At 31.2% G+C, this 24,065-nt stretch carries 25 protein-coding genes; 9 read left to right on the forward strand and 16 right to left on the reverse strand.

Annotated elements, in window-relative coordinates:
• Positions 1–22: 22 nt before the first annotated feature.
• From ABW636_RS16990 to ABW636_RS17025, 8 genes are all read right to left on the reverse strand, one after another.
• The gene (locus ABW636_RS16990; protein WP_367591265.1) at positions 23–214 is read right to left on the reverse strand and encodes a hypothetical protein; all 192 of its coding nucleotides are present in this window, start codon (positions 212–214) and stop codon (positions 23–25) included.
• Positions 215–626: 412 nt separating this feature from the next.
• Positions 627–1,805, reverse strand: coding sequence for a MalY/PatB family protein (locus ABW636_RS16995; protein WP_367591266.1), 1,179 nt, complete (start codon positions 1,803–1,805; stop codon positions 627–629).
• Positions 1,806–1,829: 24 nt separating this feature from the next.
• Positions 1,830–2,372 carry a sigma-70 family RNA polymerase sigma factor gene (locus tag ABW636_RS17000; RefSeq protein ID WP_367591267.1) on the reverse strand — a complete coding sequence of 181 codons (543 nt, stop codon included), beginning with the start codon at positions 2,370–2,372 and terminating at the stop codon, positions 1,830–1,832.
• Positions 2,344–3,522, reverse strand: coding sequence for an MFS transporter (locus tag ABW636_RS17005; RefSeq protein WP_367591268.1), 1,179 nt, complete (start codon positions 3,520–3,522; stop codon positions 2,344–2,346). The genes ABW636_RS17000 and ABW636_RS17005 overlap by 29 nt, the downstream gene beginning before the upstream one ends.
• Complete coding sequence (locus ABW636_RS17010) at positions 3,513–3,701, reverse strand: hypothetical protein (RefSeq protein ID WP_367591269.1); 189 nt, start codon at positions 3,699–3,701, stop codon at positions 3,513–3,515. The genes ABW636_RS17005 and ABW636_RS17010 overlap by 10 nt, the downstream gene beginning before the upstream one ends.
• Positions 3,702–3,788: 87 nt before the next feature.
• A complete protein-coding gene (locus tag ABW636_RS17015; protein ID WP_367591270.1) occupies positions 3,789–5,150 on the reverse strand; it encodes an NAD(P)/FAD-dependent oxidoreductase in 1,362 nt (453 codons plus the stop codon).
• A gap of 92 nt (positions 5,151–5,242) precedes the next feature.
• Entirely contained in the window at positions 5,243–6,217 is a 975-nt protein-coding gene (locus ABW636_RS17020) for a Gfo/Idh/MocA family protein (protein ID WP_367591271.1), read from the reverse strand.
• On the reverse strand, positions 6,204–6,503 hold the full coding sequence (locus tag ABW636_RS17025; RefSeq protein WP_367591272.1) for a hypothetical protein: 300 nt from the start codon (positions 6,501–6,503) through the stop codon (positions 6,204–6,206). The genes ABW636_RS17020 and ABW636_RS17025 overlap by 14 nt, the downstream gene beginning before the upstream one ends.
• Positions 6,504–6,698: 195 nt before the next feature.
• On the opposite strand from ABW636_RS17025, the gene ABW636_RS17030 reads away from it, so the two are divergent.
• Positions 6,699–8,528 carry a cation:proton antiporter gene (locus ABW636_RS17030; protein ID WP_367591273.1) on the forward strand — a complete coding sequence of 610 codons (1,830 nt, stop codon included), beginning with the start codon at positions 6,699–6,701 and terminating at the stop codon, positions 8,526–8,528.
• Between the two features lie 446 nt (positions 8,529–8,974).
• On the opposite strand, the gene ABW636_RS22585 is transcribed toward ABW636_RS17030, so the two are convergent.
• Complete coding sequence (locus tag ABW636_RS22585) at positions 8,975–9,232, reverse strand: hypothetical protein (protein ID WP_445012696.1); 258 nt, start codon at positions 9,230–9,232, stop codon at positions 8,975–8,977.
• An 89-nt stretch (positions 9,233–9,321) separates the two neighbouring features.
• Between ABW636_RS22585 and ABW636_RS17035 the strand changes: the two genes are divergently transcribed.
• A complete protein-coding gene (locus ABW636_RS17035) occupies positions 9,322–10,221 on the forward strand; it encodes an EamA family transporter (protein ID WP_367591274.1) in 900 nt (299 codons plus the stop codon).
• A gap of 13 nt (positions 10,222–10,234) precedes the next feature.
• Here the strand turns inward: ABW636_RS17035 and ABW636_RS17040 are convergent, their stop codons facing one another.
• The 3 genes from ABW636_RS17040 to ABW636_RS17050 form a co-directional block, all read right to left on the reverse strand.
• The gene (locus ABW636_RS17040) at positions 10,235–11,002 is read right to left on the reverse strand and encodes a hypothetical protein (RefSeq protein WP_367591275.1); all 768 of its coding nucleotides are present in this window, start codon (positions 11,000–11,002) and stop codon (positions 10,235–10,237) included.
• Between the two features lie 132 nt (positions 11,003–11,134).
• Positions 11,135–12,193 (reverse strand): alpha/beta fold hydrolase, encoded by a 1,059-nt coding sequence (locus ABW636_RS17045; protein ID WP_367591276.1) that lies wholly within the window; start codon positions 12,191–12,193, stop codon positions 11,135–11,137.
• The gene (locus tag ABW636_RS17050) at positions 12,183–12,830 is read right to left on the reverse strand and encodes a hypothetical protein (protein ID WP_367591277.1); all 648 of its coding nucleotides are present in this window, start codon (positions 12,828–12,830) and stop codon (positions 12,183–12,185) included. The genes ABW636_RS17045 and ABW636_RS17050 overlap by 11 nt, the downstream gene beginning before the upstream one ends.
• An 835-nt stretch (positions 12,831–13,665) precedes the next feature.
• On the opposite strand from ABW636_RS17050, the gene ABW636_RS17055 reads away from it, so the two are divergent.
• Together ABW636_RS17055 and ABW636_RS17060 are read left to right on the forward strand one after the other, a co-directional pair.
• Positions 13,666–13,998 (forward strand): hypothetical protein, encoded by a 333-nt coding sequence (locus tag ABW636_RS17055; RefSeq protein ID WP_367591278.1) that lies wholly within the window; start codon positions 13,666–13,668, stop codon positions 13,996–13,998.
• Position 13,999: 1 nt separating this feature from the next.
• Positions 14,000–15,595: an FAD-binding protein gene (locus ABW636_RS17060; protein ID WP_367591279.1), complete on the forward strand. Its 1,596-nt coding sequence runs from the start codon at positions 14,000–14,002 to the stop codon at positions 15,593–15,595.
• Between the two features lie 101 nt (positions 15,596–15,696).
• Here the strand turns inward: ABW636_RS17060 and ABW636_RS17065 are convergent, their stop codons facing one another.
• Both ABW636_RS17065 and ABW636_RS17070 read right to left on the reverse strand, forming a co-directional pair.
• The gene (locus tag ABW636_RS17065) at positions 15,697–16,689 is read right to left on the reverse strand and encodes a M12 family metallopeptidase (protein WP_367591280.1); all 993 of its coding nucleotides are present in this window, start codon (positions 16,687–16,689) and stop codon (positions 15,697–15,699) included.
• Positions 16,686–18,305: a hypothetical protein gene (locus tag ABW636_RS17070; protein WP_367591281.1), complete on the reverse strand. Its 1,620-nt coding sequence runs from the start codon at positions 18,303–18,305 to the stop codon at positions 16,686–16,688. Before ABW636_RS17070 ends, ABW636_RS17065 begins: the two co-directional genes overlap by 4 nt.
• A 241-nt stretch (positions 18,306–18,546) precedes the next feature.
• Between ABW636_RS17070 and ABW636_RS17075 the strand changes: the two genes are divergently transcribed.
• The 4 genes from ABW636_RS17075 to ABW636_RS17090 all read left to right on the forward strand — a co-directional run bounded on the left by ABW636_RS17075 (position 18,547) and on the right by ABW636_RS17090 (position 21,217).
• On the forward strand, positions 18,547–19,131 hold the full coding sequence (locus ABW636_RS17075) for a hypothetical protein (RefSeq protein ID WP_367591282.1): 585 nt from the start codon (positions 18,547–18,549) through the stop codon (positions 19,129–19,131).
• A 7-nt stretch (positions 19,132–19,138) separates the two neighbouring features.
• Positions 19,139–19,798, forward strand: a complete 660-nt coding sequence (locus tag ABW636_RS17080; protein WP_367591283.1) for a hypothetical protein — start codon at positions 19,139–19,141, stop codon at positions 19,796–19,798.
• Positions 19,799–19,869: 71 nt separating this feature from the next.
• Positions 19,870–20,544, forward strand: coding sequence for a sensor histidine kinase (locus tag ABW636_RS17085; RefSeq protein WP_367591284.1), 675 nt, complete (start codon positions 19,870–19,872; stop codon positions 20,542–20,544).
• A 4-nt stretch (positions 20,545–20,548) separates the two neighbouring features.
• Positions 20,549–21,217, forward strand: coding sequence for a response regulator transcription factor (locus ABW636_RS17090; protein WP_367591285.1), 669 nt, complete (start codon positions 20,549–20,551; stop codon positions 21,215–21,217).
• On the opposite strand, the gene ABW636_RS17095 is transcribed toward ABW636_RS17090, so the two are convergent.
• Positions 21,212–22,039 (reverse strand): GNAT family N-acetyltransferase, encoded by an 828-nt coding sequence (locus ABW636_RS17095; protein ID WP_367591286.1) that lies wholly within the window; start codon positions 22,037–22,039, stop codon positions 21,212–21,214. The genes ABW636_RS17090 and ABW636_RS17095 overlap by 6 nt on opposite strands.
• Positions 22,040–22,236: 197 nt before the next feature.
• Positions 22,237–22,941, reverse strand: a complete 705-nt coding sequence (locus ABW636_RS17100) for an aspartate/glutamate racemase family protein (protein WP_367591287.1) — start codon at positions 22,939–22,941, stop codon at positions 22,237–22,239.
• 142 nt (positions 22,942–23,083) lie between these two features.
• On the opposite strand from ABW636_RS17100, the gene ABW636_RS17105 reads away from it, so the two are divergent.
• The gene (locus tag ABW636_RS17105) at positions 23,084–23,989 is read left to right on the forward strand and encodes a LysR family transcriptional regulator (protein ID WP_367591288.1); all 906 of its coding nucleotides are present in this window, start codon (positions 23,084–23,086) and stop codon (positions 23,987–23,989) included.
• Positions 23,990–24,065: the final 76 nt, after the last annotated feature.

Raw genomic sequence — 24,065 nt, forward strand, 5'->3', positions numbered from 1 at the left:
ATTAGGAAATAAGCTTCTATATTTATAATAAATTGCTATGCATGTCATTCAGTGCTTCAATAGCAGTTTTTCCATAACCTCTGATAATTTCATTTCCATCAACATCAATTAAGGATACTATATACTCATCTGTAATCCTTACAAAGGATAAGTGTCGTAATTGTTCTATCAAAGGGAATTCTTTATAAATTTCTACAAACTCTACAATATTCATAATTACATTCAAATTTAAATCTATACTATTTCATGAATTTCTTCTTTTTATCATTAATTACTTAAAAAAGTTATTCAAATTTGAAATTTTCTATTTGATGTAAAAAATAAATATAGTTGAAATGTTAATCTAACCTATGAGGTTCCAAATAATCACTTCAATTGTCATGAGCTCTTTTAATTAATAGCTAATCAATTCATTAGCCAATTATAACAACCTAGCCTTTAATTTAACAATTGAAATTAAATTAGTTTAAAAATAGAACCCTCTAACCGGAGTTTTTATTGTTTGACGTTATTTGCTTTGAATTACGGTTCTTTAAAACCATAACTCTTAAGGTAATTTTATCGATGATCGATTCACACATATGCAACAAAAAACCCGGCTTACCCTGTATCTACAACTAGAATTATTATAAACTTTTTTCATCAAGAGCTCTTCTAAGTCGATAAAATGCCTCCTGTATATTGGATAATGGCGTTGCTATATTCATTCTCATAAATTGAGAATGTTCTTTATCAAACCAGGTTCCAGGTGTTAATCCTAACTTAGCTTTGCTGAAAATTAACTCTTTTAAAGCTTCTTCTGATAAATTGAAATTACCAAAATCTAACCAAATCTGATAAGTACCTTCAGGAACAAAAAAAGTTATTTCTGGAATCTCTTTTTGTAAAAATTCCTGAATCCAATTTATACTGTTTTCTAAATATACTAATAACTCATTCACCCACGCTTCACCTTTTGTATATGCGGCAATGGTCGCAAAAGTAGAAAACGCATTACCATGATCAAGGTACATAGAACTTACGGTAGATTTTATCTTATTGAAAACATCCTTGTTTGGGATATATAGATATCCGTTAGAAATGCTTTGCATCCCAAATGTTTTTGCAGGAGAACCTAAGATGGTAATATGCGACTCGTTGTTAAATGAGGCAATACTAGTAAAAGCTGTCTTAGAATAAATAATATCGGCATGAATTTCATCACTAACTATAGTAACATTGTAGGTATTTGCAAGCGATATTAGTTTTTGTAACTCTTTTCTATTCCATACACGACCAACTGGGTTATGTGGGTTACAGAGTATAATTAATTTTATGTTCTCTGATTGAAGTTTTTGCTCCAGATCTTCAAAATCCATTTCATATTTTCCTTCTACAGCTTTTAATGGATTGGATATTATTTTTCTATTCGCTGTTTCAATAGCTTTATGAAACTGATGATAAACAGGTGTTTGAATAAGAATATTGTCATTTTCTTTTGTTAATTCTCTAATTAACAATGCAATTCCTGTAAGTACACCAGAAACCTGTATAAACGCTTTCGTTTCTAATTTTAATTGATGTCTTTTAAAATTCCAATCAGAAATAGTTTTAAAAACACTATCTGGATTAAACTCGTATGCATACACTCCTCTATCGACTAAACGCTGCAATTCATTAGTAATTGGTTCTGCTATTTTAAAATCCATATCTGCAATCCATAATGGCATTAGATCCTTTGACCCAAACATGGATTCTAGAAAAAGAGGATTACTCTTTACAAAATGATGTTCATAGTTAGTGTGAATTGTATCGAATATATTCATAAAATTGATTTGTGTTTATGGGTATTAAGAACAAGATGATTTTTTATTGTCTCCGTCTCTTGATTTATATTCTAAAATACTTCCTTTTCCTCCTTGTAAAATGGTACAACATCCTTCAAACAATTCTTTTAATTTTTTTCGCCCTCGCTGAATTTTAGAACGAACGGTTACATAATTCATATTGAGCTTTTCGGCAATTTCCTTTTGGGGGATTTCTTTCAGTTCAGATAATATCATCAATTCTCGATATTCTTCTGGCAACTGATTTACAAAAGAACTTACACATTTACTCAATGCTATACCTGCATCATCATTGGTTTCATAATCTAATAAAAAGTCACCCTCGATGGTATTTGTATGCAATTGTTTTTTTCGGTAGTAATCTGTAATTGTATTTTTGGCAATTGTATATACCCAACTTTTCAGGTTATCGATACCCTCATTATTAGATTTTGATAACTTTAAGAATACATCTTGTGTTAAATCTTCTGCATCCTCTTGACTGCGAACACGTTTTTTGACATAACCAAGTAATGGATTATAAAATTGAACGATTTGATTTTGCATATCTCATATAAAAATTGATGAATAAAATTGTTCCTACGATACATAAAGATGCATATAGGTTTTGTACCCCTAAGTATTCCACTGCATAGATTCCTATAAAAGCTCCTATTGCAGCACCTAAATCCCACCAGGTAGTTACACTAGAAATTGCTTGTAATGGATTATCTTCTTCTTGCTTTTGTATTGCTATCAATGGTGAAAAAGTTACCACAATTGTATTAAATAAAAAAGCTAAAACGATACCTAAAATAGTATAATCGAATGCGATCAATATCATGGCAAAAAGACAAATGCTTATTGAAAATAAAAATAGTAATAAGGGGCGAAAGTATATTGTTAGGATACCGCCTATTATTGAAAAAAATAAAACAAATAATCGCTTTATCAATAAATAAAAAGCAACATAAACCAGTAACTCATTTGAATTTGCAATGCTTCCTGATAGTAAATATGATAAAGATACTACCAAAATACCATCTATTGAAACAGATAGGATAAACACCAATAGATTGGTTGCATTAGGATAAAATGTGAGATTAACTTTTACAGAGTTACTTTTCGGTTTAGCTTCCATTTTAGGTAAGGAATAGGCTAAAAAAACACCTAAAAGACTAATTAATGCGATACTAAAAAGTCCATTTTGTATTCCAAAGTTATCAATAAGTATGGGTCCAAACCATAGTATACCTAATGCTCCTAATGATTTTAGACTTTGGGATATCCCAAATGCTAAACCGGATTTTTGTTTAGCCTGAGAGGCATAATGTAACGTTGCAATTTTTAACCCAGAATAGCTTAATCCCCATAAAACTCTAGCAATTAAAAAACAAATAAATCCTAGTTTTAACCCATACATAAAAGTAGTTACGGTTGCTACCAATGAGGTAACAATCAATATTTTTCTCATTCCGATTCTTTGTACCCAATTTGCAATATGCGTATTGGCTATAATTCTTACAAAACGATTTATGGATAGCAATACTCCTATAAAAAATACGGAAAAGCCTAATTCTTTACCATATATAGGGAGTACAGGGTATAAAATAGCATCGCCTAATCCTGCAAAAGCCATTACTCCACTAGCACGTAAAGCCCCTCTAAACGAAGGGCTTTGATCTTTTGATATAATAGTGCTTTTTATTAGCAGCATCCTGTCAAGACACTATTTGTATCTCTACTCTCTTCTTTATCACAACAAGATGATCCATCGACAGGTTGTTCACAACAAGAGCTTTCCTTTGGTGATACTTCTACTTGTGATGTTGTTCCACAACATCCACCTCCTTGTTGAACCGTTACTGTTTCTTTGTTTAAATTTCTTGTTTGCATAGGTATCGCTTTTAATTTATAGTATTATTTTATTGTTTTCACTCTTTAAGACGTAGGGCTTATAAAATGATGCATTTTTTTTATTTTTTAATTGCATCCAGATGTTCCACAACTAGAACCAGAAGCTTCTGTTTCTACCAAATCTGATTCTGTAGTACAGCAACCGCCTGCACTACCGCCTTTTTCGTTAGTAGCAAAATCGGTACTACACACTCCTGTTTCGGGAAGATTAAGTTCTACTCGTTCTGCGGCTTCTACATCTCCCGCCATATACGCCACTACAGATCTTACTTGCTCATAACCGGTTGCCATCAGAAAGGTTGGGGCTCTACCATAACTTTTTGAGCCTACGATATAAAAATCTTTTTCGGGATGTCGTAGTTCTTTTTCTCCGTGAGGCCTTACACTACCACAACTATGAATATTTGGATCGATTAGTTCTGCTAAATCAAATACGGATTCTAACGATGCATCCAAATCCAATCGTACTTCACGAATCATATCCAAATTTGGTCGTGATCCAGTATTACTGATGATTTCGTCTATTTGATTAATAGTTTCGATATCACCATTCAAGTCACCTATAATTTGAATCCCTTTTTCTCCTTTGGTAAGTTTTAGAATATGAAAAGGAGTATATACATTTAGTTTTCTGTTATTTACCAATTTCTCAATTCGAATACCAAGAGCGCCTCTAGCCTCTAATGCATCGTCTTCTTTACCACCATACACCCTATCCATAGTATCTTTTCGAAGAATCCAGTTAAGCTGTGTTTGAGGATATTCTTTTTGAATATCTGCCAAATCTAACAATGCATTGATTGCAGAATGCCCTCCTCCTACTACAGCAATATTTTTATTTTTATAACAATCTAAATCCTCATTTTTGACATTAGGAATACCATAATAGATATGTTCTTTTAACTCTTCTTCTCCTTCTGCAAGTACACCTCCAGATCCTATGGGGTTTGGTTGATTCCAAGTACCTGTAGCATCAATAACAGCTTTGGCTTCATAATATGTAACAACACCATCTTCTTCTACTTTAATTGAAAAAGGTTTGTCTTCTCTACCCCAGGTTTTCATCTTATCCAAGCCTTTTCTTCCGATAGAAAGTACTTTACTATTCAGATGAATATGTGGTTTAATTTGTGGTAAATTTGATAATGGTCTAAAGTATACTTCTACCAATTCTTGTCCTGTAGGTAATTCATCTTTATTTGGTGCTATCCAATCTGTCTGAAGTAACAGTTCTTCTGCGGCTGTATCGATATTATATTTCCAAGGAGAAAAAACTCGAACATGATTCCATGATAACATATTTTGCCCAACTGACTTTCCTGCTTCAAAGACAATGAATGGAAGCTTTTGAAGGGTTAAATGTGCCGCTGCTGCCAGTCCTACCGGGCCTGCACCTATAATTGCTATGGGTAAATTATTATTTTGCATCTTTTTAAATTTAAGTTCATCTTCTAAGACGAGTCCTTTAAAAAATGATGCAATAATCTAGTACAAATTAGAAACTAATACATATCAAGATTTTAAATTTTGGCCCAACCCACTGTATCTTTAGATACTTCGGTAGCCATACCAATAGCTTGTAGTTCTTCAATCAATTTAATATTTGCAAAACTAGGGGTATTAGTTTCTATAGCATCCAAAAAACTGGAAATACATTCTCTCATTCCAGGCCAATCTGCATAAGGTTGTTTTGCAGGGTAAAAATTTGTTTCTGTTTTTTCTTTGGTTCTCAGTTTTAGTTCGCCTGTTAAGATATCAATGAATATGTCTCCTTTACTTCCCACAATATCTATGGTAATTATAAGCTCATCCATACTATCAATATTTACTTTTAATTCTCCCCAAATCCCGTTATAATCAAAAATACCGGTACTTTGACTTTGTCTTCTTCCTGCTACCCCCTTACCATCGAGAATTAATACTCTTTTTGGAGTTGCATCCAGAATGGTATTAAGAACATGTACATACCACAACGTAAGTCGATTTATAACATTAGTATCCTCATTGGGTTCTGCTCCCCAATTGGATTTTAAAGAAATAGCCACACTCTGAACCTCTCCCAAAACTCCAGTTTTCAGTATACTAGAAACCTTTGGTATTACCGGTATAAGTGCCAATTCTAAATCAGCATGTGTAATTTGTGTAGCATCTTTTAATCCTTGCAGAACTTTAGCAATTAGCTCTCGAGTATGCCCTATAGGAGGTTCATAAAAAAAAGGTTTTCCAGATGCAATCGCTTTTAGAATTACGGTTCCATGTAGATGATCGGGAACTGCAATCATGACTGCATCAACCAATGTAGAGTTTAACAAATCTTCATAGTTATTATAGACATCTATGGTATCTCCATATTTGGACTCGATGCACTTAATCGTTTTGTCACTTTTTGCAGAAATGGCAACAACTTGTGCTCGACCGTCATATTCAAGTGCTGGTAAATAGGAATCTTTAACCCAATTACCAAACCCGATGATTCCTATTTTAATTTTCGACATAAACTGCTCTTTTTTTTCTAAAGACTATAACACATAAAATTATTTGTATGGATAGTGCCAGAGCATTTGTTATTAAAAGTGCTAAAGCTCCAAACCGAAGTCCATAAATTGACCAAAATAAATAGACAAATACCCAACCAAATACGTAGCCAAAAGAGAGACTGCTTTTATTTTTTGATTTATATTCTTTAATAATTTGTACTATCGTAATAAAACAGACAAAAAAACCAATTACTAATCCTAAAATTTCGAATATTGGCTCTGGGATTGATTCTAATAATTTCATGTAAATATTCTTATCAAATAGCTTTTAAAAGAGCCAAACTAGTTTAAACTATTTCAAAAATCAAATAAATCATTGTTAAATAATTCATCTGCATTTTCATTAATAGTATACAATAAAAAGTTTCATATTTTTTTTTAATTTGTATACTTTTAAATAGTTGAATATATTGGTCTATGTTAGCATAAATTATATAGTATGGTAGAATTAGCAGGAATTATTATTTTAGGAATACTCGCGCAATGGGTTGCATGGAAATTTAGGTTACCCGCAATTTTACCGTTAATATTAATCGGTTTATTTGTTGGGCCTATTGCTGCCGAATTTCTAACTGCCGATGGAAGAAAATTAATCGAACCTATCTGGAATGGTAATAGAGGGCTATTTCCTGGTGAAAGCTTGTTCTATTTTGTTTCACTTGCTATTAGTATCATATTATTTGAAGGTGGACTAACCTTAAAAATGAGTGAGGTAAAAAATGTTGGTCCGGCAATTACGAAATTAATTACGTTGGGCTCTGCTGTAACCTTTTTTGGAGCTGCCATTGCTGTTCATTATATATTTTACCTAAGTTGGGAAATTTCTTTTCTTTTCTCTGGGCTTATTATTGTAACAGGACCTACGGTAATAACTCCCATTCTAAGAAATATCCCTTTAAAAAAAGATATCGCTGCAGTTTTGAAATGGGAAGGAATTTTAATTGATCCTATTGGTGCACTTGTAGCAGTTTTGGTATTCGAATTTATTAGTGTAGGTGGCGGAAGTACCTATACAAAAACAGCATTTATAGAGTTTGCTAAGATTATTTTATTTGGAGTTACATTTGGTTTTACCTTTGCTCATGGTTTTAGTATGGCACTCAAAAGAAAACTAATTCCTCATTATTTATTAAATGTAGTACTTCTAGCTTCTGTTTTAGGTGTTTTTGTATTGTCAGATGCCTTTGCTCATGAATCTGGTTTATTATCGGTGGTTGTTATGGGTATGGTGTTAGGAAACTCTGGACTCCCTCACTTAAAAGAACTACTATATTTTAAAGAGTCATTAAGCGTTTTACTTATTTCGATACTCTTTATTTTACTAGCTGCAAATATAAACTTTGATGATCTGGTACTAATTTTTAACTGGAAAACATTATTACTTTTTGCAATTGTCGTCTTTTTTATAAGACCCTTGGGTGTATTTGCTTCTACAATAAATTCTACCTTAAAATTGAATGAAAAATTATTTATAAGCTGGGTAGGCCCTAGAGGTATTGTAGCAGCAGGTATTGCTTCATTATTTGGATTAAAATTAGCTAAAAATGGTGTTCCGGGAGCGGCCTATATAACTCCGTTGGTTTTTATGATTGTGTTGGGGACCGTATTGTTAAATGCAACTACTGCCAGATTGTTTGCAAAAATAGCTGGTGTTTTTCTAAATAAATCAGAAGGAATATTAATCATAGGAGCTTCTGAAGCATCACGAATAATTGCTCAATACCTAAACGAAAATGAAAAACAAGTAGTGCTAATTGACACCAATCAAACCAATATAAATCACGCAAAGCAATTGGGATTAGATGCATTGAACGTGGATATATACTCTGATGAATTAATAGACAATATAGAATTAAATAATATTGGTTATTTAATTGCTTTAACTGGTAATACCGATATTAATAAATTTGCTATTGATAAATTTAAAAAGCAATTTGGTGAAAACGGTGCATATCGTATTGCTACAAAAGACGAAATTAGTAATCAAACTAAACATCAAGGTTTGTTCTCCTATACAAATGATTATTTATCGTTACTAGAATTGGCTAGAAAAAAGCCAAATATACGTGAGATACATATAGAATCAGAAAACGATTTTCATGACCTCATTACATATACCAAAAATGAAAAGGATATTATTCCTTTGTTTTTGAAACATGGTAACAATCAGTTAGAAACTATTGGTACTTTTAATGGAGAGTTAAAAATTGAAAAAGGAACCAAACTTGTTTACTTAGGAAATAAAATCAAACAAGATGTATTAACATAACTTCTAAAAACACTATATATCATTATATGGCTTAAGAATTATTGTGTGTTTGATTAATATATTTACCTACCACAATACCAGTAATAATTACAATATAAAATTGCCCAATTAACCCCACTAAAATTCCAGCTTTTTTTACAATCTGTTAAATACAAAGGAATTAAACCTAAAACAGTAGTAAACGTAGCTAATAAAATTGGTTTAAAACGTTGTAAACATGTAGTAATTACAGAGTCTTTTCATATTTCTTACAATTTTCTTTTGTTGTATTTTTGCTAACAATCTCTGTTTATTTTACAATAATTGTGGTTATTGTCTTGTTGTTTTTATAACAGAGCTATCTAATTACATTAATTTACTTTCTACGGTTTTTAGATCAAAATAACCTGAAGCAATCGTGGTAACATTATCTTCCTCTTGTAATAGTAAAGTCGGATAACTTTTCGTCATAAATTTTGATAAAGCAAACTCTTTATAGGAATATCACGCTCTATAACTAGTTCTAATTTTAAGAGGTCATCTAAATTCATCAATTTATTTAAAAACTGAAAACAAAATGTATTGGTTTTCAATGAATTTGAATTGAATAAACAAGTATTAAATACAATAGACTCGCTAGAACTTAAACTGGCAGAGCTAATCAATCCTGTTTTAATTAAACTGGTGATAGCATTATTAACAGATAAAAAAATAATACTATAAATAACTGTATCACAAGTAGGTTACTCCTAACCTAATTAAATACCAATGTGTTCAAATTGCGGTAAAGATTTAAAAAACTATATTCGCGGCCATGTGGATGTATTTAGGCCTTTTGGCAGCATTATTTTTGGGTTTACATAATTTATGTAAAAAACATGCAGTGCAAGGAAATGAAGTGTTTCCTGTATTATTGGGTACCATTGGATCAGGGTTTTTAGCACTCCTCCCTTTTTCAATACTATCTTTTTATTTTCCAGAATTAACTCAACAAATTGGGTTTCATATCGCAGAAATCTCCTGGAAAACTCATGGTTACATCTTTATAAAATCAATGATCATGGCAAGTTCCTGGGTACTTGCCTATCAGGCACTAAAACATTTACCTATAACAATTGTAACTCCAATACGTTCTGCTGGTCCCTTTTTTACGTTTATCGGTGCTATTTTAATTTATCAGGAGAAACCAAACTTCTTACAATGGATTGGTTTTTTTCTTATCATTCTATCGGTATTACTCTACTCTAGGATCGGTAAAAAAGAGGGAATTAATTTTAAAAGAAATAAATGGATATTTGCTATTATTGGTGCCACATTTTTAGGAGCCTCTAGTGGTTTATACGATAAGTTTTTAATTCAGAATCTGGCTTTAAACCCCCAAACCTTACAATTTTGGTTTTGCTGGTACTCTGTATTAATCCTACTCATCATTTTATCTTTAACATGGTTTCCTTATCGTCAAAAAAGAATAGAATTTAAATGGCGTTGGAGCATACCAGCTGTTGGAGTATTATTACAAGCAGCGGATTATTTTTATTTTAAAGCTTTACAAGATCCAGAAGCATTAATTATGTTATTGTCTGCTATAAAGCGAAGTCAAATACTCATTGCTGTGGTTATTGGTGGGCTTGTTTTTAAGGAAAAAAACAAAAGAAAAAAATTAATCCCGCTATTTGGTATTTTACTTGGTGTGTTTTTTATTTTATATTCTTAATCCAATAGCTATACTACTTTCTTTGATACTTCATCTCATCTCCAAAAATAGTCATTGATAGTGTATCGTTATCAAGCAAATAAGGGACACAGATACCTCCCTCGGTTTCATCAGAAGAAGTAAAACAAATTTTTCCTTCTTTACTATACCAATAACGCATATTATATAAGTTATCGGTTCCAGATTTTTGATTAAACACGGTGCCATCTGGAGCAAACACAAAATTTTCTTCTTTTTCTGTATCTAACCAGGTACCAATGAATGCAACTGGCCTCAAAGGATTAGGAGTTACTTCTTCTATCTCTTCTCGTTCAGATGATTCTGGTGATGTTCCTTTTGTAGCAGCCACCTTTTCATAATCGCTATTTACTTCATCTATCAATTTATTCCACTCTTCATTATTTTTCTGAATCACCTTTTGCAACATATCTTGTAATGATGTCAATATTTTACAATTTCCTGAAGAAGCCTTTGCATCAACCGTAGAAAGCAAATCCATTACTTCACTTATGATTGTATATTTCACTTTGGTAGATTGTTGATATGATTCTGAAGTTAACACCTTTGATAGGTATGCCAACTCTGCTTTTTTATCCCACTTATTAAGAACGGCTAACTTACCCACCGCTTTTTCATATCTTTTTTGATTTTGTACTTCTTTTTGCCTACTCTCTCCTAGTTTTTCCTGAATAAAATTCTCTATAACTTCTTTACCACAGGTTTCTTGCGCAAAGTTCATATACGTTATCAATAGAAACACAAAAACGGTTATTTTTTTCATCACTAAATATGTTTTGTAAAAAATAGAGAAATTTCTCCTAACTTTACTATAAATATATCCAGTTTTAATTATTTTTTGAAGTATCCCCCAAGACCAAACTAATCCTAGGGGAATAATAAATGAATATAGCCTCTATTTATTCATACTAATGAATGCCTCTACTTCATCTGCAAATTTTTGTGATTCAGTCCCCCCAGGAAAATGACCCGATTGTTCAAAAAGAACGTGTTTTTTATACTTAGACCCCATTTTAACAGAAATACGTTCTCCAATTTGATAAGGAATCACTACATCATGTTTTCCCCATAAAAGCAAAGAAGGTATTTTTATTTCATTAAGTCTGTCTTCAAAACTCCAATTCTTAAAAATATCTTCTCTTATTAATACATTTCTAGCCATTGCACCACTCCAAAACGTGGTAAGCAAATTATTTTTGAACACATAATTATTTACAATTTCTTTTTCATAGTCATCATCACTTACTATGAAACCATCCCTTCTTATATTTGTTTCAGCAATAAAAGCTTCTCTATTAAGCTTAAAAAAATCTTCTAAGTTTGGTTTCAATGGATCCACCGTTTTTACTTTATTTAAAACCTTTTGCCAATAGTCAACCCTATTTCCTAATGCTATTTGCTCTTTAGATAACACCTTATAATTTTCTATATAACCAAAATAAAGTTGTCTCCAATCATGCACACCATCAACATTAATCCATCCCTTAAAAAAATCTTGATTGTTATTTTTTAGTAACGTAGCAATTCCTAAGGTTCCTCCCCAACTATGTCCCATTAGAAAGAAACGACTATCATTTCCATATTTGTGCTGAATCACTTTTACAAGAGCCATGACATCTTCGGTCATGACATCAATATTAAAATCATTCTCAGAAAATCTTCCCTGAGACATTCCAGAACCTCTTTGATCAAAATATACTACTGCACAAGATTTTTCTATCCTATTCTTGATGGTACCAAAACGATAGCTCAAACCACTATCCCCAGGTCCACCATGCAAAAGAATCAAAAACACTTTTTCTGATGCATTTCCATAAATATGAGCGGGCATATCGGCTCCTTTATGACGAACATAAAATGTATCACTAAGATCATTAATATCTTCTTTTGCACAAGACATGAAGAATAAAGCCGATACAAAAAATAATCCAATTTTTAAGTAGTTATTTCTCATCCTTTGTATGTTTTTTATTCTTTTTTAATTTAAAACGATATCCATAGTTAAAAGAAACCATAGGTAAAGATCCAGTATTATAAGGTGTTAACAGCTTAAAATTGATATTAAAATAACTAGCTGTTAATTTCCTACCTTTTCTTAGTCTACCAAAACCTAATGAGAGTGAGGGAGCATAATAACCTCTTCCTGGAAGAAATACTTTGTCTACTTCTCCATTTTTCACTTCATAAGTTTCTGGTAAAAAAGAGCGATGATATCCCAAGGGATTAAACTCTATACTAATTTGCTTTCCTTTGTTATTGGTGCGTCGCCAAGTGATCCCATAATCGGTAAAAACACCTACATGACTTCGGGGATCCCAGTAAAAACCTAAATTACCATTCAGTAATAACTGCTTTGTAACAGTCTTGTTTCCTCTTTTTCTTTCTTTGATCCTAATTTTTTCTCTAATCACATATTCTGCCCCACTACTTAATCCTGGATTCCAGAGTACGTTTCCGAAATATCCCAGCTTAAACTCTGTTTTCTCTAAAAAACTAGCTGTAGAATCTACTACCTTTTGTTTTTCTGAAATAAGCTGAGCATGATTTTGTAATGAAATAAAATAGAAACAGCAGAGTGCTATTTTTTTCATTTATAATTATTTGTTTAAGTTTTAATTAATTGTCGAATCTCTTTGTCCGGATCAAATCTGCTTTAAATGACGTACGTAGAATCTCGTCGTTGCAAAAAAAATAAATCACAAAACTTAAAAAAAATTTCAATTGACACATTATAAGCTATTTGAATTAACTAACCTAAAGCAATAATATATATAAAAAAACCTTACATAAACATCTCTAAAAACCTAATCAAACCAAACTTTATGCAATAAAAAATGTCCAATATGGACATTTTTTATTTAGTAATAAGTATTTCTGAATTGATAAATGAATGTGATTTAAGGAGTACAGGACCATCTTATGTTGTCATATATTATTAAGAATTTGTCTTATTATAAAATTAGTCTTGATTAAAACTATCGGTACTAATATCAATGGTAACTAAATTTGCTACATCTTCTCTATCAGCCATTAAACCTTTACCTACCTGTGTTACTTTTTTACTAATTAGTTGTTTGTATGTTTTCGATAGTATTTCTTATCATCATTTGTTCTTTTTAATGACTGTGAATAGGTTTGTTACACTACATAAAAAATTGCAATGCCCAGTAATATTAGCTTCGTCATATCCCTTATATTTTTAGTTTCCTTTATTTTCAAAAGTACTGGCAAGCATTTTTCTACTGTAATTTTATCTGTTAATGGCTCGATACAATCTGTAAATGACATTTAACAATAAGTGTTGGGTAGAGATAATTTTATAGAAAGGGGGAAAAACCTCTCTAAAGAAGGGAGAATTACCTCTTTGTAAATACCTAGAAACGAGTTATTTTTGATGTATATCCTAAAAAAAACACTATGCCTTTCTTGATTAGAACAATAATTTGGTGCAGTCTTATTTTGATGATGAACTCTTGCTATTCTATAAGGTTTCAGGTAGAAAATGGGCAATGGGAACCCGCAGATACCGAAAGAGAAGATGCATATGCTGGATATAATGTGTATGAACTAGATACCATAGTTACACGAAAATTAACTACAAGAGAACATTATTTTAACATATCGAACTGCCCCTCGGGAGCCCTTCATACAGTAGAGTACAGATCTACTTTTGGTGGTATTTTATTAAATGCGATCACTTTTGGAAGAAAGAAAAAAGTATCAATAAAATATGTTTGTATAAAAGAAAACAGTTTGTAACATGGCTACTACAAAAATTGATGAAAGAACACGTTGGGACACCTTACATAAGAATGGCCCTTTTCCTTTAAAACTATTTCTTACTACCAAACTAGAAAAAGGATCTTCTCGTTTTTCGAAGCGTGAAAAATATAATGATGCTGCACAAGAAATTCAGAAACTTATTAAAGAAGCTGCCGATAATCACGAACGTTTTCGAGCCATTGGCTCCAAATGGTCTATGTCTAATATAGCGCATTGTAAGGATCGTATGCATTTTAATAGTTTTATGAATTTAAAATTCTCAATTTTTGAAGGTGAACTTCATGAGAATTCTAATTATAATCACAATAATTTATTTTGGTTTCAATGTGGAAATCAAATTAAAGAAATTTCACGTCATCTAGAACAACGAGGAAAGTCACTAAAAACTTCTGGAGCAAGTAACGGTCAAACAATTGCAGGATGTATTTCTACCGGTGTACACGGTTCTACTATCGATGTTGGTTCTGTACAGGATTATGTAGTAGGACTCAACCTTATTACCGGTCCTAATCCAGAAGATAATATCTATATAGAACGAAAATCCAAACCTGCACTAAATGACACTTACTTAAAAAGTTATAAAACCAGAATAATTCGGGATGACGACATATTTAATGCTGCTTTAGTAGGATTAGGATCAATGGGGTTTATACATGGAGTGGTTATTGAAACAGAGGATTTATACCTTCTTCATAGATATGTAAAAAAAATCGATAAACAAGAAGCGCTTCAACTTGCAGACACTTTAGACTTTAGCAATTATGACCCTAAAATTCCACAAGCCGATTTTAAAGGCTCACGCCCTTTTCATTATAAAATCTTCATGAATCCTTATAATACAGATGAAAAGGAATATGCGGTAGAGTTTATCTATAAAATAAAATACTACGAAAATTATAAAGCAGATTTTGGAAATCCAATCCCTTTTCAGAAAGAGTTTGTTTATCTAGATCTTATATACTTGTTTATCAAAATAGCAGAAAAATTACCAAAGGCGATTCCTAAGCTTATCAATCTTCTTAAAACCTCTATCCTTCCAAAAGAAGAGAAAACTACCGTAGGAAAATTATCTGAAATTTTCTGGGATGCAGGCTACCAAGGAAAAGCTTTTGCCTGTTCTTTTGGTGTCGATCATTCGAATTCTTCCAAAGCATTAGAAGTACTAGCTAAACTTACAAGAGAACATCCTGTACCTGGGATCTTTGCTATGCGTTTTATTAAGCAATCAGAAGCTACGATGGCCTTTTCAAAATTTCCGTTTACTTGTATGATAGAAATTGATGGGATACAATGGAACGATCAAGAAAACATCATCAGTCTAAAAAACTATTGTACCAAAATGATTGAGGCCCTAAAAAACAATAATATACCTTTTACCATACACTGGGGTAAAAATGCTGATTGGAGTTTTCCTGACTTGGTAAATCATATGTTTGGAGATAATGTTAAAAAGTGGAAAAAAGTTAGAAATTCTCTTTTATCCATGCCTATGCAAGATGTATTTTCTAGTCCTTTTTTAGATACTACAAAACTTTCAGATCCATTACCAATTAATGAAGATCTCATTGCATAAGCAATGACAAATCACCACATTACCAACTACTTAAAAAGTTTTAGCAAGTGCTAAAACTTTTTTGACATAAATAAGTAGTAGTAAACTATTCATCCTAATTTCTAGTAATATTTATCACTTATTAGCTTCTTATCTATTAGAGATAAGGTATTGTTGCGTTCAAAAGATTCATATCCATATTTTATAAATTCTTTGGGGATATAATACATCATAATTGATTCTGGGTCAAATACTGTTACATCTTCATGATTCATTTGATCAAAACTATATTTATAAATTACATTGGCAATTGTTTCTTCCTCACTCCATCCATAGTTATCTGCATAGTATTGAATAACTACATCTTCGTTCCATTCAAAATTAGCGCCGGGACTTTGATGTTCATGTATTAAACCAAGGGCATGACCAAATTCATGCAAAACAGTTCCTCTAAAGTTAGCAGGGTTTTCATTTTGGATACCTGTTAAACTCATCGATGGGTTACGTTCCTTGGATTTTGTACCTACATAAGACCAATATCCTTCGTCCTCAAAAGAAATGGTTATATCTGCAGAGCTTGTTGGGCTATTAAAATTAAATTTAACAGCACACCATTGCTCCCATTCCTTTGCATATTCCATTACCTTGTTTTGTGCTACTTCATTACCATTTAAAAAAGCAACATATAATTCGTTATAGTCCCAAATTAAATCACCATAAATTGCAGCTTTAATACTTAGAAAATCTTCTTTGTTTTGATAACTATCCCCAGGCCAACCAGACAATTCACTACTCTTGTTATCATTACGCCATAAAGGTTCTTCATTTTCTACCCACTCACAATATTCACAAGCCAATAATGTCTTATCATAATTATTGCTTGAATCCTTTAAATATTCATAAAATATGGCAATTTTATCTGTACTATAGGGTGACATTTGTGTACAAAATCCTTGAGTTTTTAATGCAAGAGAATCTATTGAAATAGCTTGCGTACTTTCTGATTCTTCTAAAATAATATGCTCTTCTTTTTTCTCTGACTTACAAGACAAAACGATAAATAATAATATGCCTCCCCATATTACAATTCTATGGTAGATTCTACCTCCCATCATTTCCCTAGTTTGTAGTTAAGTGAAATATACCAACTCACCCTTATATGAGACTGTATGTCATCTTGTAGCGCAACATCATCTGCGGTAGCTCCTACCGATAATTGATCCAATTCATTTTGAAATGCCAACAAGGGACCAGCTGTTACAGAAAACCTATTTCTAATAGAAAACCCGGCTCCTATTGGAAACAATGGTGTTTTTAAGCCCTGAGAAACCCCTACTTGTACTAAAGGATACAAAATATCTCCTCTTTTGGGTTTAAACATAAAATTTAAATAGGCCGCTGGTCTAAAATACACAGGGTCTCCCTGAGTTTCTGCTACCAATCCTTCTTCTGATATACCATAATTTTTATATTCAAACGGAGTATAAAACAATCCAGCAGAAACAAACAAAGCTAATCTTCCCTGGCTTTTAAAAACCTTAAAAATGACCTTGTTTTTGCTATCTTCATCTGGCTCGTCATCCTTTATATTTGTTCCCTCAATATTATATTGTCGTGCTTTTTCAAAGCTCCAGTTAAATGTATTCTCTGTAATTAGTTTATATCCTTTAGGATATTTTGGGTTCGAAAATTGGGATGTAAAATCAGTTAGTTTTTTGTTTAGGGATGTTAATTTTTCGATAGCAAGTGCATATTCTTTTAGTTTTTCAGAAACTATTGCATCTATCAAAACTATCTTACTTTGTGTTAGGTTCTTAAACACCCCATTTTTAACGTCTAAATCATTTGGATCTAACAGACTATTGATTATTATAAAATCATCGGTAAGTAATTTTTTAAGAGATTTTAATTTTGACTCAGCCTGCTCCTGATTTTCTAACAATTTGGTGGCCACCTTTACAGAAAGAGTAAGCTTAGAGGAAAATTCATCCAAATTGTTTATATCTGAAGTAGCTAAAATTTCATTCGATTTTTTTATCCAAGTATTTACACTTAATGTTTCAGATTTAGAATTAAAACGCATTGACACTCCTTTAAAAAGGTGTTTTTCTATATTCTCAATACCATTAACCACGTTAATAATTCTGTCAAGAGAATTTAAAAACAACGGTTCAACTTCACCTTGTACATTTAGCATTTTGGTCTTATCCAATGATGTTTTAAACATTGTTATCCAATCAAACATAAAAGCAGATTCAGAATATATACTATTAACTTTTTGATTAATTTTTTCTAAACCATTCTTTCTCTTTTTTATAGTAGAAGTATAAGCAGCAGGTGTGCTAGCTGCAACCGATGAAGCAATAGAAGATATATCTGATGGCAAATTATTTATAAAATCAGTAATTGCTGTATAATTAGTATCCTCTATTTCACTCGATGTAAATGAAATTTTGGCTCGTAAAGGATTATAAAAACCGAGAAACATTTTGAAGGTGTTTTCTTGACTATTACTTACCTGAAAATTTTTAACGGCTCCTTTTTCTAGTTTGTTAGGTGTTGTATTACTACTAGAAGGTTTTTCTGTAGTATAATAAAAATTTGTTCCGTCATAGGATAGATATAATTCTGATTCGATATCTATTCCGTGCAATTGATCAAAAGTCGAATTCTCTTGGGTATATCCCAAAGAAATGATTGTCAAGCTAATAAATAGGATTATTGTTTTCATAACGTTTGATTTAAGTATATTAATAGATGTCTTGATGTTTTAGAAAATGAGATTACATCTTCTAATTTTGCACTATACAAAGTTGCTGAAGAACAGCTATATAAGTCAAAAGGAAAACAATGGAGATTTAAAAAAGGGGTTTTCCTGTATTTGGACGGAAAAACATGGTATTTATGATAAACTTATTCTCAATACAAAAAGGATTCCTACTTTAGAATTGTTAAATTTTAAATCAACTATTATGAGCAACTTTAAAACAATTCCTGGTAAGGGTATCGCTAATGACCCAAAAAATCCTAATGATACTACCCCTATAAGTTTCAAGATTCCTGATGATACGGCAGTTTCTGGTAAAGGAATGCCGATCACTATGGCACTGTGTAGAAAAATTGTTACCGATTATTACTTACTTCAAAAAAAAGTATTTGATACTTTTACTGCTATAAGGCAAAGAAATAGTGATGTAACCATAAGCAACGATATACTTGAAAATCCAAATGATGAGGTGGTTTCTGGAATATATGGTAGAGATACTCTTATGCATATTCTTGAACAAGAGGGATGTGAAGGCATACGATATGTAAATTGTATTTATGGAGGTGAAAAATCTATTGTATTGTTTGGAGTCGATAAAAATGGAGAACCTATAGGCGGTACAGGCAGTTTTCTAACAGATACTCCAAATCCAAATATTGTAATTTATGAAGTAAAAGGAGGTAGTAAAAAAATGGCACAAATAAGAGATTTAATTCCACCAAATGAAGGAATTAGAGATCAAAACGATTCTGAATTAAAAAACAATATATTTAATGAACTCTTAAAATAGCCCATGAATGTTTAGCACATCTGATATTATATATTATTTACTTTTTATTACAGCAATGACTTTAAGTTTTATTGCTTCTAAAGCAAATATAAAAGGACTTATTTATCTAAGAGTTCTATTTATTGTAGGGTTATGTACAGAATTAATCGTAGATATAACAGATTTTTATGAAGTACCGTTACATAACATACTTTATTATATCTATATCCCTTTTGAGTATATCATTTTATCTACATTTTTAAAGAAATATGTAAAAACTAAGAGATTACATCTCATTATGACCTATGCTTTATTTATCTATACTTTCCTGGTTATATACTTTACATTTTTCTATTATGAAATTGAAAATGATTATCCAGGAATAATCTATAATATTGGATGTGTTTTTTTAATTATTTGGACCTCTGTATTATTATTCAATTTAGAATTTAAAGAAGATATGAAGTTATTCCAAATACCTTTCTTTTGGATTTGTACTGCTATGATCATTTTTTATTCTGGAGTTTTCCTATATAATGGATTTTACAACTATCTTTTAGAAGAAAAAACAGAACTTGCCTCTAAACTAAGGCTGTTGGTTAACCTTAATTTAAATTACCTATTTTACATCCTAATGAGTTACGCTTTTATATGTTCAATACGCCAGAAGAAATATTTTATTCGGTAATTGCCGGGGTCATTTTAATGATCTTCTTAGCAACGATTTTTATTCTTTCCGTAATACGGTACCAGACGAAAATGCAAAAACATAAAGAAGAAAAAAAGGAATTGCAGGCAAATTTTTCAAAAACACTCTTACAATCTAAACTTGAAATAAAGGAGCAGACACTTCAGCAATTAGCACATGAAATACATGACAATCTCGGTCAGGTAGCAAGTTTAATCAAAATACACTTAAATACGCTTAGACTTGATGATCAGCCAAAAGCCGAGCAAAAAATAGAAGAAACAAAAGATTTGATTAAACAACTAATAGCAGATCTTAAGGAATTGTCTGTAAGTCTTAATGGAGAAAGAATTATACAACTTGGTATCGCTAATGGAATTGAAACAGAAGTAAACAAGTTGCGTAAAATTGGTGCTTTTACCATCAATTTTATTCAGCAAGGAAGTGTTAAGAAAATTGATCCCAACACTACGGTTATTCTTTATCGTATGGTACAGGAAATATTAAATAACATTGTAAAACATAGTAAAGCCAAAGAGGTAGATATCACGATGACTTTTACAAAAAAAATACTTACTTTAGTAATTAGTGATAATGGTATCGGGTTTGATGTACATAATAAAATAAATAATGGAGGTTCTGGTTTGATCAATCTAAAAAACAGAGCAAAGTTAATTAGAGCAACATTTGATATAGATACCCAATTACAAAAGGGAACTAAGATTAGTATTAAAATACCAATATAAATGTATGTCTGAAGGCGATTCTACTAAGCTGGCACTTATAGATGATCATAAACTGTTTAGAAAAGGACTTATTAGTCTCATCGAGGTGTTAAATGATGATTATTCTATTATTTTTGAAGCAAACAATGGTATTGAATTACAAGAAAAAATAGATTCAAAAAACCTTCCTGATATTATCTTAATGGATGTGAATATGCCAGAAATGGATGGTTTTGAAAGTGTCATTTGGCTACATAAAAATTTTCCAGAAGTTAATGTGCTTATCGTAAGTATGATTGGAAAAGAAGAAACCATTGTACGCATGCTAAAACTTGGTGTAAAAGGATACCTAAGTAAAGATGTCGAGCCTAAAGAACTTGAAGAAGCCTTAAAGTCTATTATGAATAAAGGGTTTTATTATACCGATTTTATTACCGGTAAATTGGTGCATTCTTTTCAAAGTGGAGTTTCTGAATTCGAAGGTGCTTTAAAATATCATGAACTAAAAGAACGAGAAAGAGAGTTTATACAATATGCTTGTAGTGAACTCACTTATAGCGAAATAGCTGATAAAATGTTTGTAAGCCCCAAAACTATTGATGGGTATAGAAATGCTCTTTTCGAAAAATTAAACGTTAAAAATCGTGTCGGTCTTGCACTTTATGCTGTAAAGCAAAGTTGGGTTAAGTTATAACCTAAGATCAAGTTCCATCTCAAATTGATCTACTGTATTTTTTAATCCAAAACGATTTAGATACTCAATTTTTGTTGCTAGCCTTTCATCTACATTATTAATTTTAATCGTTTTAGAAATACTTTCTATTGCAGAAAAAAGACAATCCCAATTAACAGGAACATCTATTAAAACATCCAATTGTGGAATATACCCACTATCAGCATCTATCACAAAATACCCAATGGTTACCTTATCTCTTATAACAATGTAATAATCATAATCTCCATATTTTACAGTTTCGATATGATTATCCCAGGAATAATGATCTTGACTAAGTTTATCCCAATCAAAATAAGAATTAGTTACCTTCTTAAGCTCATAATTATTGATAGAATCTTTTATACATAAGGTTCCGCTATAGCATTTATAATTTTTAATAATTTTGAACCCCACCTGTTTATAGGCTTTAATTGCAACTATATTAGCCTTAATAACTTCTAACATACAAAGACTTACTCCATCCTCTTTTAATTTTGGAATAGCATATTCGTATAAAGATGCTACAATGCGCTTACCTCTATATCTCGGAATAACTCCTGTACCTGTGTTAAAAGCGATCATTTGCCCATTACGATCACCAATGGCATTGATTATAAAACCCACTAACTTGTTTTGATCAAACATACCATACGAATAACCTAATTGTACATTGGCAATTTTCCAACGCTTTTTATAGTATTCATGATCTGTTGGCATTTTGACATAGTAATTCTCAAATGCTTCTAAAAAGCATTCTATAAGTACTTTAAAATCTATATTCTCTAAACTTTTAACGATCATACTTTAAAAATTCTATTCTATATTTAGAACATTATATTATTGCTTACAAAAAACTCTATCAATACCTTTCTTATGATCTATATATTCGTGATCATCAAAACTACATAGATATATTAACACTACATATTTAATAAAAAGCTTAGAAAGTGTCTTATTAAGTTTTGTTAAATAACTTGTTCTTATCATAGTGCAACAAGTTAATTTATGGCTTTTTCTATAGCTTTGTTAACATGAATTTGTCCTGTATCAAATACTGGTAGTTTTATATCTGACTCTGAAAGTATCATAGGTAATTCTGTACAACCTAAAACTACCCCTTCAATACCTTCTATACATTCGATAATATGAATAAGAGTTTCTTTAGATTTATTGTAAAATACACCTTTTAACAGTTCATCATAGATTATACGATGTATTATTTGCCTCTCTTCTTCTTTAGGAATAACAACCTCTAATTTATATTTCTGAGTTAAAATATTTATATAAAACTCTTTTTCCATTGTAAACCTGGTTCCTAAAAGTAATATTTTTTGTAATTTATTTTTTTGAATAGCTTCCCCCGTAGCATCTGCAATATGTATAAAAGGAATGACTGTATTTTCTGTAATAAAATCACTTACAAGATGTATCAAGTTTGTACACAATACAATCATATCTGCCCCTGCTTTTTCTAGTTGTAATGCACATCTCATAACTATGTTTCCGATAGCTTTCCAATCATTATCGAATGTCAATTTCTCTATTTCTGCAAAATCCACAGATACCATTATAATTTTTGCAGAATGTGAACCTCCTAAAACTTCACCTATTTTTTTATTTAAACGTTCGTAATACAACTTTGAAGACTCCCAACCCATACCACCTATAAGACCTATCGTTTTTACCTGAGCTTTACTTTTCATAACCAACTTAATTTCAAAATATTAAACAGTTAAAATTATATTTAAATGCTAAAAAAATTGATGCAATTACTTGAAAGGTTTTTGAAGATCATTGATTTTTTTTCAACTACAACTAGGTATATAGAATTGTATATTTGTTATTATGGAACTTAAATATTTTAGATTAATCAAAACCATAACAGAAGAAGGAAATATGGCTAATTCTTCTAATCGTTTGTTTTTAACCCAATCTGCTTTAAGCCATCAACTACGAGATCTCGAAGAACGTCTGGGGTTCAAGGTTTTTCATAGAACAAGAAACAAATGGGAACTTACCCAAGAAGGAACAGAACTATATAAATTGGCTAATAAATTATTTCAATACATCGAAGAGGGGTTTAATACAATTGAACACATAAAAGATGGAGCTAAAGGAACTATAAAACTTAGTGCAGAATGTCAATCATTTTTTCAATCAATACCTGGGTTCATTCAAAAAATGGGAGTCCTATATCCAGAAATTAGTATAGATTTAAACCTTGGCGTAACACACCAAACTATTTCTCAAGTACTATCAAATCAAATAGATATTGCCATTGTTACTACTTTACCAGCCTCAGAAGAATTAGAATCTATAGAAATTTATGCCGATGAAATTTACGCGGTCATGCATAAGGAGTATCCTATGAGCAAAAAAGATTTTCTTGAACCAAATCATTTTAGTGAGATACACCTATTAATTAATTCGTTTCCTCTTGAAGGTGTTTCTGTGTATGAGCATTTTTTAAAACCATATAAAATAAACCCTATAAAGATATCTGCAATTCCTTTTACAGAAATATCTCTATCCATGATAGAGGCAAATATGGGAGTTATGTGTGCTCCCAAGTGGCAATTAAAGAAATTTAGGTTATCCAACAATATTGTTTTTAAACGTATTGGAAAAAATGGTCTAAAACGAAAACACTATCTGGTTGTTAAAAAAGAACATCGAAATAAAAAATACATTCATAATTTTATTTCGAGTTTTAAAGAGGATTATTTTAGTAAACAATCCTCTTTACCATAAACCAGTTCAATTTAAGAATAAAAATTTCGTCTCAAATCACATTCTTTTTCTACTATATTTTATTCATCAATCTAGC

The sequence above is a fragment of the Aquimarina discodermiae genome, from assembly GCF_040786235.1.
Taxonomy (GTDB): Bacteria; Bacteroidota; Bacteroidia; order Flavobacteriales; family Flavobacteriaceae; genus Aquimarina.

Coding starts and splice junctions, on each gene's coding strand:
- ABW636_RS16990 (WP_367591265.1), bottom strand. CDS start 214: ATGAATATTGTAGAGTTTGTAGAAATTTATAAAGAATTCCCTTTGATA.
- ABW636_RS16995 (WP_367591266.1), bottom strand. CDS start 1,805: ATGAATATATTCGATACAATTCACACTAACTATGAACATCATTTTGTA.
- ABW636_RS17000 (WP_367591267.1), bottom strand. CDS start 2,372: ATGCAAAATCAAATCGTTCAATTTTATAATCCATTACTTGGTTATGTC.
- ABW636_RS17005 (WP_367591268.1), bottom strand. CDS start 3,522: ATGCTGCTAATAAAAAGCACTATTATATCAAAAGATCAAAGCCCTTCG.
- ABW636_RS17010 (WP_367591269.1), bottom strand. CDS start 3,701: ATGCAAACAAGAAATTTAAACAAAGAAACAGTAACGGTTCAACAAGGA.
- ABW636_RS17015 (WP_367591270.1), bottom strand. CDS start 5,150: ATGCAAAATAATAATTTACCCATAGCAATTATAGGTGCAGGCCCGGTA.
- ABW636_RS17020 (WP_367591271.1), bottom strand. CDS start 6,217: ATGTCGAAAATTAAAATAGGAATCATCGGGTTTGGTAATTGGGTTAAA.
- ABW636_RS17025 (WP_367591272.1), bottom strand. CDS start 6,503: ATGAAATTATTAGAATCAATCCCAGAGCCAATATTCGAAATTTTAGGA.
- ABW636_RS17030 (WP_367591273.1), top strand. CDS start 6,699: ATGGTAGAATTAGCAGGAATTATTATTTTAGGAATACTCGCGCAATGG.
- ABW636_RS17035 (WP_367591274.1), top strand. CDS start 9,322: ATGTGGATGTATTTAGGCCTTTTGGCAGCATTATTTTTGGGTTTACAT.
- ABW636_RS17040 (WP_367591275.1), bottom strand. CDS start 11,002: ATGAAAAAAATAACCGTTTTTGTGTTTCTATTGATAACGTATATGAAC.
- ABW636_RS17045 (WP_367591276.1), bottom strand. CDS start 12,193: ATGAGAAATAACTACTTAAAAATTGGATTATTTTTTGTATCGGCTTTA.
- ABW636_RS17050 (WP_367591277.1), bottom strand. CDS start 12,830: ATGAAAAAAATAGCACTCTGCTGTTTCTATTTTATTTCATTACAAAAT.
- ABW636_RS17060 (WP_367591279.1), top strand. CDS start 14,000: ATGGCTACTACAAAAATTGATGAAAGAACACGTTGGGACACCTTACAT.
- ABW636_RS17065 (WP_367591280.1), bottom strand. CDS start 16,689: ATGATGGGAGGTAGAATCTACCATAGAATTGTAATATGGGGAGGCATA.
- ABW636_RS17070 (WP_367591281.1), bottom strand. CDS start 18,305: ATGAAAACAATAATCCTATTTATTAGCTTGACAATCATTTCTTTGGGA.
- ABW636_RS17075 (WP_367591282.1), top strand. CDS start 18,547: ATGAGCAACTTTAAAACAATTCCTGGTAAGGGTATCGCTAATGACCCA.
- ABW636_RS17080 (WP_367591283.1), top strand. CDS start 19,139: ATGTTTAGCACATCTGATATTATATATTATTTACTTTTTATTACAGCA.
- ABW636_RS17085 (WP_367591284.1), top strand. CDS start 19,870: ATGCAAAAACATAAAGAAGAAAAAAAGGAATTGCAGGCAAATTTTTCA.
- ABW636_RS17090 (WP_367591285.1), top strand. CDS start 20,549: ATGTCTGAAGGCGATTCTACTAAGCTGGCACTTATAGATGATCATAAA.
- ABW636_RS17095 (WP_367591286.1), bottom strand. CDS start 22,039: ATGATCGTTAAAAGTTTAGAGAATATAGATTTTAAAGTACTTATAGAA.
- ABW636_RS17100 (WP_367591287.1), bottom strand. CDS start 22,941: ATGAAAAGTAAAGCTCAGGTAAAAACGATAGGTCTTATAGGTGGTATG.
- ABW636_RS17105 (WP_367591288.1), top strand. CDS start 23,084: ATGGAACTTAAATATTTTAGATTAATCAAAACCATAACAGAAGAAGGA.